At 27.9% G+C, this 15,457-nt stretch carries 12 protein-coding genes and 1 tRNA gene; 12 read left to right on the top strand and 1 reads right to left on the bottom strand.

Features of this window, described 5'->3' with window-relative positions:
- Positions 1–8: 8 nt before the first annotated feature.
- Genes EG57_RS0217590 through EG57_RS0217570 form a run of 5 tightly spaced genes read left to right on the top strand, consistent with a single transcriptional unit; the run spans position 9 to position 6,702 of the window.
- A complete protein-coding gene (locus EG57_RS0217590; protein ID WP_032078484.1) occupies positions 9–992 on the top strand; it encodes a YybS family protein in 984 nt (327 codons plus the stop codon).
- Positions 993–1,006: 14 nt separating this feature from the next.
- Complete coding sequence (locus EG57_RS0217585) at positions 1,007–2,992, top strand: DHH family phosphoesterase (protein ID WP_032078456.1); 1,986 nt, start codon at positions 1,007–1,009, stop codon at positions 2,990–2,992.
- Positions 2,992–3,435, top strand: a complete 444-nt coding sequence (gene rplI, locus EG57_RS0217580) for a 50S ribosomal protein L9 (protein WP_032078455.1) — start codon at positions 2,992–2,994, stop codon at positions 3,433–3,435. Before EG57_RS0217585 ends, rplI begins: the two co-directional genes overlap by 1 nt.
- 12 nt (positions 3,436–3,447) lie before the next feature.
- The gene (lonC, locus tag EG57_RS0217575) at positions 3,448–5,364 is read left to right on the top strand and encodes a Lon family ATP-dependent protease (protein ID WP_032078454.1); all 1,917 of its coding nucleotides are present in this window, start codon (positions 3,448–3,450) and stop codon (positions 5,362–5,364) included.
- Positions 5,365–5,367: 3 nt separating this feature from the next.
- Positions 5,368–6,702, top strand: coding sequence for a replicative DNA helicase (locus EG57_RS0217570; protein WP_032078453.1), 1,335 nt, complete (start codon positions 5,368–5,370; stop codon positions 6,700–6,702).
- Between the two features lie 79 nt (positions 6,703–6,781).
- Here the strand turns inward: EG57_RS0217570 and hsp18 are convergent, their stop codons facing one another.
- Entirely contained in the window at positions 6,782–7,234 is a 453-nt protein-coding gene (gene hsp18 / locus EG57_RS0217565) for a heat shock protein Hsp18 (RefSeq protein ID WP_032078452.1), read from the bottom strand.
- A gap of 472 nt (positions 7,235–7,706) precedes the next feature.
- On the opposite strand from hsp18, the gene EG57_RS0217560 reads away from it, so the two are divergent.
- The 7 genes from EG57_RS0217560 (at position 7,707) to EG57_RS0217530 (ending at position 15,450) form a co-directional block, all read left to right on the top strand.
- Positions 7,707–7,782, top strand: a tRNA-Thr gene (locus tag EG57_RS0217560).
- Between the two features lie 133 nt (positions 7,783–7,915).
- Entirely contained in the window at positions 7,916–8,737 is an 822-nt protein-coding gene (locus tag EG57_RS0217555; protein WP_032078451.1) for a NisI/SpaI family lantibiotic immunity lipoprotein, read from the top strand.
- Positions 8,738–8,978: 241 nt separating this feature from the next.
- The gene (locus tag EG57_RS0217550) at positions 8,979–10,715 is read left to right on the top strand and encodes a hypothetical protein (RefSeq protein ID WP_032078450.1); all 1,737 of its coding nucleotides are present in this window, start codon (positions 8,979–8,981) and stop codon (positions 10,713–10,715) included.
- 307 nt (positions 10,716–11,022) lie between these two features.
- On the top strand, positions 11,023–12,657 hold the full coding sequence (locus EG57_RS0217545) for an ATP-binding protein (RefSeq protein WP_242859875.1): 1,635 nt from the start codon (positions 11,023–11,025) through the stop codon (positions 12,655–12,657).
- A 41-nt stretch (positions 12,658–12,698) separates the two neighbouring features.
- Positions 12,699–12,908, top strand: coding sequence for a DUF3006 domain-containing protein (locus EG57_RS0217540; RefSeq protein ID WP_032078449.1), 210 nt, complete (start codon positions 12,699–12,701; stop codon positions 12,906–12,908).
- 292 nt (positions 12,909–13,200) lie between these two features.
- Positions 13,201–14,487 carry an adenylosuccinate synthase gene (locus EG57_RS0217535; protein WP_032078448.1) on the top strand — a complete coding sequence of 429 codons (1,287 nt, stop codon included), beginning with the start codon at positions 13,201–13,203 and terminating at the stop codon, positions 14,485–14,487.
- Positions 14,488–14,697: 210 nt separating this feature from the next.
- Complete coding sequence (locus EG57_RS0217530) at positions 14,698–15,450, top strand: acyl-[acyl-carrier-protein] thioesterase (protein ID WP_032078447.1); 753 nt, start codon at positions 14,698–14,700, stop codon at positions 15,448–15,450.
- The last annotated feature ends 7 nt before the right edge of the window (positions 15,451–15,457 follow it).

Genomic DNA, 15,457 nt, shown 5'->3' with positions numbered 1-15,457 from the left:
AGGAAGATATGCAAAATAGAAGTTATAGCACAAAATCAGTAGTTGAAGCAGGGTTAATATCAACTTTAATTGTAGTAATTATGCTTGCTAATTTATATGTACCTGTGTTGTCGGTTGTTGGAAAATTAATATTGCCAATTCCTGTAATAATACTTTATATAAGACATAATTTTAAAATTACATTATCTGCAGTAGTAGTGAGTTCAATTATAGTAGCTATGTTAAGTGATCCGATACAAGCATTTCAATGTTTAATTATACTTGCTACTGTTGGAGTAACGTTAGGATATTGTATAAAGCATAAAAAAAGTAATAGTTTAACCTTAATTATGTTAACTATAATGTCTGCTATAGGAATTACAATAAGTTTTGTCATATTAGTTCACTTAGCAGGAAAACAAGGGATTATAGATTTTATGTCAAATCAATTGCAACAATCTGTAAATATGACAAAGCAAATGTATGCTGGTATGGGATTAACTAAAGAACAATCAGTTATATTAGATAGTATATATGAATTTGCTAAGCCGGATAACTTAACAAAAAACTTTCTATTAATTATAAGTTTGACTGGATTCATGTCAGCATGTTTAAATTATTATGTAACTAGGGTTATACTAAAAAAATTAAAATATGATATAGTAGAAGTAAAATCTTTTGATTATTTTTATATTAATAGCAAAATGGCAGCAATAGTAGCTATTTTCATTTTAATAGGAGTATTGCTTACTAAAAATAACATGTCTATAGGTAGTTCTATAACAACAGCTGGCTATGGTATTCTTCAAGTTATGCTTTTATTAAATGGAGCAGCCTTTGTTTTATATTATTTAAGAAACAAGTTTAATATGTCAAAATTAATTTCTAATTTAATATTAATATTTACTATTCTTTCTCCGCTCCTTGTAGTTTTCGTTTATTTAGGACTTATAGATATATTAGTGGATTTTAGAAAACTTGACCCAAATAGAAGAAGGCCTAAAGAAAAATAAATGGGGGCTTATTAATGGATAAAAAGTATAATTATTTTATAAATGGTAACAAAGTATATATGATCATAATAGCTATTCTTATTTCAGTAATTATAGTTTATGGGCATTTTTATATAGGAGTAGTATCTATAGGTTTTTATATGATTCTTGTATTATATAATATGAAAAATACAAAAGTTAGGCAAACAGAATGGAAGAAATTTATAGAGAATTTTTCATCTCAATTAGATAATGCAACTAGAAATACTTTAGTAAAAATGCCTTTCCCATTAATTATGATAGATAAAAAAGGAGAAATTCTTTGGTATAATCAAAAATATTCTTATATAATTAAAAATGAAGATATATTGGGTAAAAGTATTAATGGTGTAATTAAAGAAATTAATTTAAGACAAATTTTAGATGGTAAAAAAAATATAATTAAAAATGTTAAACTAAAAGAAAAATATTATGATATATATAGTAATGTAGTTGATATATCTGATAACTTAGAAGATAGAATAATACTTTTGTATCTTTATGATGTTACACAAATGTTGAAAATTGTTAAGAATTTAGAGTTGAATAAATATACTATAATGCTTATGGAAGTAGATAATTTTGATGATGTAATAAAAACTATTGAGGAAGGTCAAAGACCATTGATAGTTGCAGAAATAGAAAGAACAGTAAATTGTTATGCTCAAATTTTAAATGCAATGATAAGAAAATATGATGATAATAAATATGTGTTATGTGTTCAAGATAATTATGTTGAAAAAGAGATGGAAAAAAAGTTTGAAATATTAGATAATATAAGAGAAATAAATATGGGTAATAAGTTAGCTGTTACTTTAAGTATAGGAGTAGGACGTGGTGGAGAGACTCCACTGCAAAATGAAAATTTTGCAGCATCTGCTAAGGAGTTAGCACTTGGAAGAGGTGGAGATCAAGCTGTAGTTAAAAGTGGAGAAAAGCTATCCTTTTATGGAGGAAAAACAAAAGAAGTAGAGAAAAGAACTAAGGTAAGGGCAAGGGTTATAGCACATGCTCTTGTAGAATTAATAAATGCTAGTAGTGATGTATTTATAATGGGACATATAAATCCAGATATAGATTGTCTTGGAGCTGCTGTTGGAATATATAGTACAATAAAATTTTTAAAAAAGGATTGTCATATAGTATTAGAAGAAACTAATAGCAGTATAAATTTAATTTTAGAGAAAATTAAGAATGAAAAAGAGTATGAAAATATATTTATAGATAGCAAAGAATGTATCGCCAATATGAAATATAATAGTTTACTTATACTTGTAGATGTTCATAGCAGAGGGTATGTTCAAGATATAAAAGTGGTAGATGCTTTTGAGAAAATAGTTATAATAGATCATCATAGAAAATCTACAGATTTTGTAGAAGGAGCACTCTTAAGCTATATAGAACCATATGCATCATCCACATCTGAATTAGTTACAGAAATGCTTCAGTATATGGTTGAAAAACCAAAAATAAAAATAATAGAGGCAGAAGCTCTTTTGGCAGGAATTTATGTTGATACTAAAAATTTTTCTTTTAAAACTGGTGTAAGAACTTTTGAAGCAGCTTCTTTTTTAAGAAGATTAGGAGCAGATACTGTAGATGTAAAAAAATTTTTTGCAGATGATTTAGACACCTATTTAAAAAGAGCTGAAATTATAAAGTCAGCTGAAATATTTAATAATATAGCAATAGCTGTATGCCCCAATGAAATAGAAGATATTGTATTAGCTGCACAGGCTGCTGATGAATTGCTAAATATTACAGGTATCAAAGCATCTTTTGTTTTTGTTAAAATAAAAGATAATGTATGTATTAGCGGAAGGTCTTTAGGAGAAGTCAATGTGCAAGTTATACTTGAATCTTTAGGTGGAGGAGGACATATGACTATGGCAGGGGTAAAAATTAAGCAAGTAACATTAGATGAAGCTTTAAAAAAACTTAAGGATGCCATTGGCAAATACATTATGGAAGGTGAAGAATAATGAAAGTTATACTTTTAAAAGACGTAAAATCAGTAGGAAAGAAAGGAGATATAATAAATGCTTCTGATGGATATGCAAGAAATTATTTATTACCAAAAGGACTTGCACAAGAAGCAACAGGTACTAATGTTCATATATTAAATAACAAAAAGGAAGCTGAAAGAAGACAAAAACTTGCAGAAATAGAAGCAGCTCAAAAGACAGCTGAAGGCTTAAAAGGAAAGGAAATAAATCTTTCAGTTAAAACAGGTGAAAATGGAAAATTATTTGGATCAATAACAGGAAAGGATATAGCTGATGAATTAAATAAAAAGTATAATTTAAAAGTTGATAAGAAAAAAATCATAGTAGATAACATAAAACAAGTTGGAACTTATGATGTAGAAGTAAAACTATATCCTGAAATTTCAACTAAAATAAAAGTTATTATAGCAGAAAAATAAGGGGGAGAACCTGTGAAATCACAATTAGTGAATGATATAGAAGATGAATTTATTGATAATATATCAATTGAGACCCAAATAAATGTATTGTATGAGATATTAAATAAGGTATTGGATGAAGGTACTATAAGATCTAGGACAGTAAAATACAAATTACAAAGCTATGTGAAAAGTAAAGACATGCTAAAGAGGTTATACGCTTTGAACATGATAGTAAGTGATGGTAAGGGATTACAAACTGTGCCTACTGAATCAAATGCATGCAAGGTCTTAGAAGATACAAATGTTTGGATATCAGAAGCTTTGGCAACAAAATACGTTAAAAGCAAAATAGAGCAAGAAGTAGAAAAAAACCTTATAGAAAAGCAAGATAAGTATTTAGATGAAGTAAGATTAGGAATTATAAAAAAGCAAAAAGGACCAGAAAATGCAAAGACACTTAAAAAATATGCTCAACTTGAAGTCTTAGATTCTAATAAGTTAAGTAAAAATATTCAGAGTATTTTAAGGCCAGGATGTTTTTCTGAAATTGTAGGCCAGGAAAGAGCTATAAAATCTATATTATCAAAGTTAGCGTCACCGTATCCACAACATATTATACTATATGGTCCACCAGGAGTTGGAAAAACTACGGCTGCAAGATTGGCATTAGAGGAAGTTAAAAAATTGAAGTATACTCCTTTTGAAGAAAGTGCTAAGTTTGTGGAAGTTGATGGTACTACTTTAAGATGGGATCCAAGAGAAATAACAAATCCATTATTAGGTTCAGTGCATGATCCCATATATCAAGGTACAAAAAGAGATCTAGCAGAGACTGGTACTCCTGAACCAAAACCTGGACTTGTCACAGATGCTCATGGAGGAATACTTTTTATTGATGAAATTGGAGAGTTAGATGAAATGCTCCAAAATAAGTTATTAAAAGTATTAGAGGATAAAAGGGTAGAATTTTCCTCTTCATATTATGATCCAGATGATGAAAATACTCCTAAGTATATAAAATATCTTTTTGAAAATGGAGCACCAGCAGATTTTATATTAATAGGAGCTACAACTAGGGAGCCTAATGAAATAAATCCAGCATTAAGATCAAGGTGTACAGAAGTTTATTTTGAGCCTTTAAGTTCAAGTGATATAAAGAAAATAGTTGAAAATGCAGCAAGCAAAATTGATATTGATTTAGAAGAAGGCGTAGCAGAAACTATAAGTAGATATACAATAGAAGGTAGAAAAGCTGTTAATATACTTGCAGATGCATATGGATATGTTTTATATAATCAAAAAGGAACTGATTTGAATTCAAAAGTTTTAATAACAAATGAGGATTTAAATGAGATTATAAGCATAAGTAGATTGGTACCTTTTGAGGATGTTAAAAATGAAGTAAAATATGAAATTGGACATATATATGGGTTAGGTGTTAGTGGATATATTGGATCTACATTGGAGATAGAAACAGCTGTTTTTGAAGCAAAAGAAAAAGGAAAAGGTTCAGTAAGATTTAATGATACTGCCGGAAGTATGGCAAAAGATTCTGTATTTAATGCAGCATCTGTAATAAGAAAAATAGCAGATAAAGATTTAAGTGATTATGATATACATGTAAATGTTATAGGAGGAGGTAAAATAGACGGACCTTCTGCTGGAGCTGCTATTACAATATGTATTATAAGTGCACTTTTAAATAAGCCATTAAGGCAAGATGTAGCTATAACTGGAGAAATATCTTTAAGAGGTAAAGTAAAGCCTGTTGGAGGTATATTCGAAAAAATTTATGGTGCAAGAAGAAAAGGTATAAAGCTTGTAATTATGCCCGAAGATAACATAAAAGAAGCACCAACAGAGCTTGAAGATATAGAAATAAAAGCAGTAAAAAATATAGAAGAATTAATGAAAATAGTTTTTGAAAGTAATTCTAAGGAGAGATAACGAATGGATGCACCTCTTAGAAGTATGCCTCATAATATAGAGGCAGAGCAAAGTGTAATAGGTTCAATGCTTGTAGATAAAACTTCCATAGCTGAGGCTATGGAAGTTTTAAAAACTGAGGACTTTTATAAGGATGCACATAAAGTCATATTTAATGCTATATTAGATTTAAATCAAAAAGATGTAGCTGTTGATATAATAACTCTTACAGAAAATTTAAAATCTAATGATAAATTAGATGCTGCAGGAGGAATAACTTATATAAGTGAATTAAGTGGTTCAGTAGTTTCTACAGCAAATATACAATCCTATATAAAAATAGTAAAAGATAAATCAGTGTTAAGAAAACTTATTAGGTCATCTACAAAAGTAATAGAAGAAAGCTATAATAGCCAGGATGATGTATTAGGGGTTATTGATTTAGCAGAAAAACAAATATTTGATATTTCTAACAATACTAATGCTTCTGATTTTGAACCAATGAGTACTGTTTTGGAAAGAGGATTCATAGAAATAGAAAGGCTTTTTAATAATAAAGGTCAAACAACAGGAGTACCTTCAGGATTTAGAGAACTTGATGCTAAAACATCAGGATTTCAAAAAGGTGACATGGTATTAATTGCAGCAAGACCATCAATGGGAAAAACCACATTTGCTTTAAATATAGCAGAAAATGCAGCTTTAAGAGAAGGAAAAAGTGTAGCTATATTTTCTTTAGAAATGTCTAAGGAACAGTTGGCATATAAGCTTTTGTGTTCTGAAGCCCATGTGGATATGCTTAAGTTGAGGACAGGTAACTTGGATGATAAAGACTGGGAGAATATTGCTAGAGCGTCAGGACCACTTGGAGGGGCTAAAATATACATAGATGATACTGCAGGTATTTCAGTAATGGAAATGCGATCTAAATGCAGAAGACTGAAGATAGAGCATGGAATAGATATAATAATGGTTGACTACCTTCAGTTAATGTCAGGAAGCAAAGGATCAGAAAGTAGGCAGCAAGAAGTATCAGAAATATCGAGATCTATTAAAGCACTGGCAAAGGAAATGCAATGTCCAGTTGTTGCATTATCACAGTTATCACGTGCACCAGAAGCAAGAACAGATCATAGACCTATGTTATCAGATCTTAGAGAATCAGGTTCTATAGAGCAAGATGCTGACGTAGTTATGTTTTTATATAGAGATGAATATTATAATAAAGAAACAGAAGAGAAAAATGTAGGTGAGTGTATCATTGCAAAGCAAAGAAATGGTCCTACAGGTACTGTAAAACTTGCTTGGCTTGGACAATTTAGTAAGTTTGGTAATTTGGATGTTATACATCAACAATAAAAATGAGGCTGGCTTTTAAAAAGCTAGCCTCATTTTTTAAAATTTAAATACAACATTGAATTTTTATATTATAAGAATATTAATGAATATCTATTCTTCTCTGAGATTCTTTAATCTTTTCTTTTTTTGGAAGAATAACCTTTAATACGCCATCACTAAAAGATGCATCAATAGCGTTTTCATCTACATTGTCTATATAAAAACTTCTCTTAAATTCTCCGTATCTTCTTTCACGTCTTACATAATTTCCATTTTTGTCTTCTACATCGTCTTGGCGTTTTGCTGATATAGTTAAGTAGTTATTGTTAAGACTAATATCTATATTTTCTTTTTTTATGCCAGGTAAGTCAGCTTCTATCATGTAATTATTCTCATCTTCTTTTAAATCTACTTTAAATCCATTTCCAAATGTAGAAATATTTGATGGATAGAACGTGTCTTCGCCAAAGAAATTATTGAAAAAGCTATCGAAAATATCTTCACCTCTTTTATTTATAGAATCGTTTCTTCTAAAAGGAATCATATCAAACATAATAAAAAACCTCCTTAATTTGTTATTATTTTTTATTTATATATTGTGTTTATGCTTATATAATAATACAAAGGTCAAAGAAAGTCAAAGTAAGAAAAAGTAGTATTTAAATGATTTAAATAGATATTATAATAAATATTAATTTAAATCATTTAAATAGTAATTATAAGCTAAAAATAACATAATATAAAAAAATATGATAAAATTTTATTAAAGGTCAAAAAAATTTTTATGATTTTTGATCTTTATTATTATATTTACATATTATAAATTAAATAATGGTTAAGTTATCAAATCTTTATCATTGATAATACCTTCACTGCGGCCCAAGAATTATTTAATAAAAGGTTTAAAAACGAAGAACTTATAATATTTTACTACACGGTATATATTGTAAAATTAAATTAATTATGAGAATAGTTGATTATATTTACAAAGTGTATTAAAATTATAAATGATAAGAATTAAAAATGCTCCTATGGCTCAGCTGGTAGAGCAACTGATTCGTAATCAGTAGGCCGCAGGTTCGAATCCTGTTAGGAGCACCACAAAAAAGCTTGAAATATTAATGTATAACGAGCTTTTATTTTTTTATACTTTTTGAAATATCTAACTTTCCTTACCAAATCTTTAAATTTTCCTTTTATAATTGATATCAAACGAATAAAAGGAGAAAAAATTATGAAGAAAAGAACTATTATTTTTATTTTATTTGCTGTTTTGGCATCTGGATTGTTATTGGGCTGTTCTATTTTAAGCCCAAAAATACAACAATATTCCACAAATAAAGAAAAATGTTATATTAATTCTGATGATGTTACACAATTTATTTATAAGGGAAAAAGTTATACAGTACTTGAAGATACTGTAATAAAAGAAAACCTTGGTAGTTGGGTGGGTTATATCAGAAAGCTTGTTGTGATTGATAAAAATGGTAAAGTTTCGATTCAACATGATACAGAAAAGGCCACATTCAAAATGTTATCTGATATTGCCAATAAAGAGCCGAATGCTTTTGCTGTTATTCCATTTTTAAATGTTTATGAATCGAAAGATAGCATTGAAAAGGGCTTAATAGTTGATGCCAATGGTAAATATCATAAGGCAGTTTATACGGAGGCTGTAAAGAATTCTGATAATATTTTTTATTATAAACAGAAACAGTCTGTAACATCAGATGGACATTTTATGGTGAATCCAAAGAACTGTACACAATTAATCAGTATGTATAAAGTGTATCAGATTACAGATAAAACTGTCCCTGATGAACAGATTGGAAAATATATTGATATTATAGCAAAACCCATTGTCTTTGACAAAGAAACGAAAATGGAAATTTCACAAAAAGATTTAGGACAGATCAATTGGAGTGGAAAAGAAGCAAATAAACAAAAACGTGAAAACTGGTCATATGGCGAAGTGCATGCAATTCAAAACGTAGACGTATCAAATTCTGTTGCAGTGGAAATTAACTCAAAGTATCGAATTGCAATCTGTCAGTAATAAATAAAGATTAGAGTTATAATATTATATAGATGTATGTTGATGTATGTTTTGGAAGAAGAAACATGTTTGGTGAATATTCATCCATATATTCTGGATCTCAATAATATAAGTTAGCAGCTTTTATGTAAAATGAAAGTTTGTGTGTATAAAAATTTCATAAATTTGTGGTATAATTATAAATGTCACTTGATAATGAAGGAAAATGCAAATGTGAATTTCAAAATAAGGGGATGTTTTTATGCAAAAAGAATTTTCTTTAAGTAATGGTAAGGCTATGGTCAATTTTACGGCAAAATATTGTAACACTGCAGAAAAATTATTGGCAAGTAAAGGATTTAAAACTGTTTTAGAAGCTTACATGTCCAAAATAAAAAATAAGGAAAGTAATATATATAAATATATTAAAGGCTCTATAAATAGTAGTGATGTAAAAGAAATATCAAGAGATATTATCAATGTACTAAAATTACTTATGGTTTTAGATGCTGAGGAGATAAAAAAGTTCAATGAGAAGTATGATAAATTTTTATGGGATAAAGATAAGTTTATATCTTTTATAGAAGGACTATATGGTTTTTGGAGAAAAATAGAAAGATATACTATAGTTCAAAACAATAAAGTAGGTGAAGGCCTTCAAAATGTAAGTTTTATAGATGCAAATAATGAATTTTCAAAACTTATTTTAAATACTTATAGAAAAGTAGAAGAAAATGTTATAGGGGAAAAGCCTAAGGTGTATAGACAACTTCCAGCAGGTGGGAATGCTGGACTTATTTTAAATGATATAAAATGGCCTTATCCAAGTGGTTATGAATGTCTAAATAAAATACCATTTATAGAATCTATAGTAGTTGATCCTCCATTTATAACATATCCTAAGAAGAATAAAAGAGATGGTATGTTTACAGAATGTTATGAAAATCCATTGAAAAATTGTGCTATAAATGTAGATCATTGGTTTTGTTATCCTGCAAAAGTGGGAGAATTATTAGCGTATATATATTTCCATAGAGATTTTATGGCTCATGGAGTAACACTTTGTAATCTTTTTGAATTAGCTAAGGGAGATGAGTGTAGAGGGAAAAAACCTGATATAGTATATGTATTTGGTGTTAGAGATAATAATGAAGATATGCAGACAATATTTTATGATGATAAAGAGAATGACATAATGCTTGGATATATAAATTATATGGAAAGCATAGATTATTTTGGGTATATGAAAAAAATGACATTAACTCTTCATAATTTGATAATGATAAAAAGAGGATATTTACCAATACATGGAGCAATGGTTAATATAATAACTAAAAATAATAAAGAAGCTAATATTGTAATAATGGGAGATAGTGGAGCTGGAAAATCAGAAAGTTTAGAGGCTTTTAGAGAATTAAGTGATAACTATATAAGTGATATGACTATAATTTTTGATGATATGGGTGTTATTAAATTAAATGGAAATGAGAAACCTTTAGGATTTGGTACAGAGATAGGTGCATTTGTAAGGTTGGATGACTTAGATGCAGGATATGCATTTAAAGAGATTGATAGAAGTATATTTATGAATCCAGATAAGATAAATGCAAGACTTGTTATTCCTGTGGCAAGCTACAAGGAAATTACAAAAGGATACCCTATAGATTTACTACTTTACGCTAATAATTATGAAGAAGGCGAAGAGCTGGAGTTTTTTACAAATATTGATAAAGCCATAGATGTATTTAGAGCAGGAAGAAGAATGGCAAAGGGAACTACTACAGAGAGAGGACTTGTAAAGACATATTTTGCAAATCCATTTGGACCAGCACAAAAAATAGAAGATACAGATAAACTTATTTACGAATACTTTAATAAATTTTTTGAAACAGGAATAAAAGTTGGTCAATTGAGAACGTGTTTGGGTATAAATGGGAAAGAAAAAGAAGGACCTAAAAAGGCTGCTATTAAATTATTAGAGCAAATTAAAAGCTTGTAAAATTTAAACATATGTAAATTCAACACATTAATATACGAAAATGTGTTGAATTTTTTTCTAACTGTATTATAATTAGAAACAATAGGGTTAATAGCTTATCAGTTCAAAAAAACCAATCAATACTGTAAAAACTAATTGAAAGTAAGTCATTTTTAGTTTGTTATCACATTATTTTAATTTCAAATTTTAATTTCAAAATATTAAATACATATATTTTGAAGTAATATTATAAAGAAAGTCATTCAGGTTAAGCTTCAAGAATTGAGGAAGTACTTTATATTGGACAAATTATAAGGAGGTAATTAAATTGTTAAATGAACCAAAAAAGGGGGATGTAATAGTTTTGGATTCAAAGACAAATTATAATTTTAGTAAGAGTATGTATATGAAAATATATGAAAGTCTTCCCTGTGCTGCAATATTATTAGATGAAAATAATAAGATTATCGAACTAAATAGTAAAGCGCTAAATATATTTCATGATTTAGATTTAGAATATCATTTACAAAGGATAATGGAGAAAGTCAGCCAAAACTTATTAAAATCAGATGAAAACGATGTAGAAAAAAAGTGTGAATATGAGATTATAACAGAAGATTATACTAAATATTTAGAGGTTACAGTTAATTGTATAAAAGATGTTGAAATGGTTAAAAATATTATATTTATACAGGATGTTACTAATTACAAATTGAGTATAAATAAGCTGAAGGATGAAAAAAAGGTAATAGAAAGTAATAGCATAAACGAAGGAATATTTTTGGCAAATATAAGTCATGAAATTAGAACTTCTATTAATGGAATAATCGGTATGACGGATTTAACTATAATGACAGATTTAACATTAGAACAAAAGGAAAATTTAAAGTTAGTAAAATCTAGTGCATTAAAGCTTTTAGATATAGTAAATAGTATATTGGATTTTTCTAAAATAAATTCAGGAAAGATGAAAGTTGAAAGCATAGAATTTAATTTCAAGGAATTATACAATGAAATTGTAAGAATAAGTACTATGAAGGCTTTAGATAATAAATTAGAATTTAAGTCTAAAATAGATGATGCAATTCCAGAAATATTAATAGGTGATCCTATAAAATTGAAACAAATACTAGATAATCTCATAGATAATGCTATAAAGTTTACTAAGTATGGAACAGTTTCACTTATAATTGAAAAGGGAGAAACTATTGATAAAAAAATGAACCTCAAGTTTTATGTAAAAGATACAGGGATAGGTATAGATAAAAAAGATATTACTAAATTATTTACAAACTTTAGCCAAATAGAAAATAAAACTTATACTAAAAAACCTACTGGTACAGGATTGGGGCTTTGCATATGTAAAGGACTAGTAGAATTAATGAATGGAAAAATAGAAGTAAAAAGTAGAAAAGATATTGGAACTTTATTTTCATTTAATTTGTTTTTGCAAAAGTGTGGAAAGTCTACAATTGTAAATATAGATGATAGAAAAGATAAAATTAAAAGAATAAATAAAAAGTTAAATATTTTAATTGTAGAGGATGATAAAGCTAGTCAAATTGTAATGTATAATTTATTTAAAAAATATGGGCATATATGTGATATTGTAAATAATGGACAAGAAGCATTAAATGTATTAAAAACAAAACAGTATGATTTAATTCTTATGGATATACAGATGCCTATAATGGATGGTATTCAGGCAACTAAATTTATAAGAAAATCTGAAGAGGGTAATGATAAACATATACCAATTATAGCGCTTACAGCTTATGCGCTAAAAGGAGATAAAGAACATTTTTTAGGGTTAGGCATGGATGAATATATATCAAAACCTTTTAATGTAGAAGAATTACTGCAAACTGTGTATAAAATAGTTAAAAAAGATGAAAGTGATTTAAATATTGTAAATAGGCAAAATAATATAGATAGAGAAGCATTATTTTTATATCTATTATAGTGCTTAAACATAACAATATTATTAAAAATGAGGTGTTTTATATGACAGGAATTATTGACAGATTTGAAGGGGAATTTGCAGTGGTAGAGTTAGAAAATATGAAAATGATAAATATAGAAAAAAATAAAATTCCTAGAGAAGCTGAAGAAGGGTATGTAATAAATATAGAAGATGTAATAACAGTAAATTATGCTGAAACAGAAAAAAGAAGAAATAATATAGAAAACTTAATGGAAGATTTATGGAAGTAAAAAATTAGAAGGGATTGTATTCCCTTCTAATTTTTTTATAATATAAGATCCAATATGTTTTGGAAGAATATAATTGATAAATTAAGAAACTTAGAACGAATTTTATTAGATTTTAAAGCTAAAATATTCGTATTTATTATTGACTGAAACTTATACTTTTGATACCATAAGATAGTAGGATTAGCCTTAAAAATCAGTAATCTTATTTTTAATTGTTATAAATACATTTATATAGTAAAGCTGAGTATTAGTTAAATAATGTTTAGCTTAATTAAAAGAGGAGGAAACTTTTATGTCAGCATTTATTGTTTTAGGAGCTCAATGGGGAGACGAAGGAAAAGGCAAAATGACAGATTACCTTGCTGAAGATGCAAATGTGGTAGTAAGATTTCAAGGAGGAAACAATGCAGGTCATACTGTAGAGGTTGGTGATAAACAATATAAACTTCATTTAATACCTTCAGGTATACTTTATAATGATAAATTAAATGTAATAGGAAATGGTGTTGTACTTGATCCTAAAGCATTGTTTGAAGAAATAGATTATTTGAAAAGTGTTGGAGTTAATGTCACTCCAGAAAACTTAATAATAAGTGATAGAACACAACTTATTATGCCATATCATAGAGTCTTAGATGGAATAAAGGAAAAGTGCAGAGGTAAAAAAGATATTGGAACTACAGGAAAAGGAATAGGTCCTTGTTACACAGATAAAATGGAGAGAAGTGGAATAAGGGTAAGTGACCTTATGCATAAGGAAGTTTTTATAGAAAAATTAAAAGAAAATGTTGAAATGAAAAACGATATAATAACAAAAGTTTTTAATGGAGAAGCATTGAATTTTGATGATATATGTGCTGAATACTTAGGATATGCTGAAAAAATGAGAGCTTTTGTAAAGGATACATCAGTAATAGTATATGATAATATTAAAGCTGGAAAAAAGGTATTATTTGAAGGTGCTCAAGGTACATTACTTGATATAGATTATGGAACATATCCATATGTTACATCATCAAATACAATTGCTGGAGGAGTATGTACTGGAGCCGGTATTGGACCTACTTTGATAAATAGTGCAGTAGGTATAGCTAAAGCTTATACAACAAGAGTTGGTAAAGGTCCATTCCCAACAGAGTTATTTGATAAAACTGGAGATTGGATAAGAGAGAATGGACATGAATATGGTGTTACTACAGGAAGAGCTAGAAGATGTGGATGGCTTGATCTTGTAATACTTAAAACTAGTGCTAGAGTTTCAGGTCTTACAAGTTTTGCTGTAACTAAAATAGATACTATAGCTGGTCTTGAAAAAGTTAAAATGTGTGTAGGCTATAAGCTTGATGGAAAAGTTATAGATTATTTTCCAGCAAGTTTAGAGGATTTAGCTAGATGCGAACCTGTATATGAGGAATTTGATGGTTGGGATAAAAGTATAGAAAGTGCAAGAACTTACAATGAGATTCCTGAAAATGCAAAAAAATACCTTAAGAAAATAGAGGAATTTACAGGAACAAAAATATCTATAGTTTCAGTAGGACCAAGAAGAGATCAGACTATAAACGTAACAGATATATAATTAGTAAAAATTAAGTAAATAATGAACATTATGAAAAACCTTATGCTTTGCATAGGGTTTTTTTATTATTTACGATATAATGTTATTAGATTGAATAGGAACTTATTGTAAAAGAGTATTAAGGTTATAAATTATCTTTAGCAAGTAGTTTACTATGAATAGCGGATACAATTAACTAATTTGCTTTGTAACTTAAGGGAGGAATGTGAAATGAAAAAAGTAGAGACAGAGAAACAATACGAAATTCAATATTATGAAATAGATTGTGATAAAAAGTTATTATTAACAAGTCTTATGAATTATTTAGAAGATATTTGTACTATGCAATCTGAAGATATAGGTATAGGACTAGAGTATATGAATAGTAAAAAAATTGCTTGGGTACTTTATAAATGGAATATACATATTTATAGATATCCTTTATATAGGGAAAAAATAAAAGTTAAAACTATTCCAGAGTCTTTTAGAAAGTTTTATGCATATAGAAGCTTTCAAGTATTTGATTCAATGGAAAATGTTATAGCTAAGGCTAGTTCTGTATGGTTTTTAATAAATACAGAAAAAAGAAAAGCTATGACAGTAACAGATGATATGTATAATGCTTTTGGACTTAGTAAAGAGGATAACAAACCTTTAACTGTAAAGAAAATTGGAAAACAAGAAAGAGTTGATAACGAAAAAGTATTTAGTGTAAGATATAGTGATATAGATACAAATAGGCACGTAAATAATGTAAAGTATGTAGATTGGGCTGTTGAAACAGTACCTTTAGATATAGTTGCTAATTGTAATATTACAGATATAATTATAGCTTATGAGAAAGAAACAACTTATGGTGCTGTAATAAAAGTATTGACTCAAATAGATAAAAAAGAAGAGGGTTTTGTATGTTTGCATAAAATAGTAGATGAAGAAGATAAGGAACTAGCTTTAATAGAGACACTTTGGAAGAATGAAAAATAAGCTGCTG

The organism is Clostridium drakei, from assembly GCF_000633595.2.
Lineage (GTDB): Bacteria > Bacillota > Clostridia > Clostridiales > Clostridiaceae > Clostridium_AM > Clostridium_AM drakei.
This window is presented reverse-complemented; position numbering and strand designations above follow the sequence as displayed.

Coding starts and splice junctions, on each gene's coding strand:
- EG57_RS0217590 (WP_032078484.1), top strand. CDS start 9: ATGCAAAATAGAAGTTATAGCACAAAATCAGTAGTTGAAGCAGGGTTA.
- EG57_RS0217585 (WP_032078456.1), top strand. CDS start 1,007: ATGGATAAAAAGTATAATTATTTTATAAATGGTAACAAAGTATATATG.
- rplI (WP_032078455.1), top strand. CDS start 2,992: ATGAAAGTTATACTTTTAAAAGACGTAAAATCAGTAGGAAAGAAAGGA.
- EG57_RS0217570 (WP_032078453.1), top strand. CDS start 5,368: ATGGATGCACCTCTTAGAAGTATGCCTCATAATATAGAGGCAGAGCAA.
- hsp18 (WP_032078452.1), bottom strand. CDS start 7,234: ATGTTTGATATGATTCCTTTTAGAAGAAACGATTCTATAAATAAAAGA.
- EG57_RS0217555 (WP_032078451.1), top strand. CDS start 7,916: ATGAAGAAAAGAACTATTATTTTTATTTTATTTGCTGTTTTGGCATCT.
- EG57_RS0217550 (WP_032078450.1), top strand. CDS start 8,979: ATGCAAAAAGAATTTTCTTTAAGTAATGGTAAGGCTATGGTCAATTTT.
- EG57_RS0217540 (WP_032078449.1), top strand. CDS start 12,699: ATGACAGGAATTATTGACAGATTTGAAGGGGAATTTGCAGTGGTAGAG.
- EG57_RS0217535 (WP_032078448.1), top strand. CDS start 13,201: ATGTCAGCATTTATTGTTTTAGGAGCTCAATGGGGAGACGAAGGAAAA.
- EG57_RS0217530 (WP_032078447.1), top strand. CDS start 14,698: ATGAAAAAAGTAGAGACAGAGAAACAATACGAAATTCAATATTATGAA.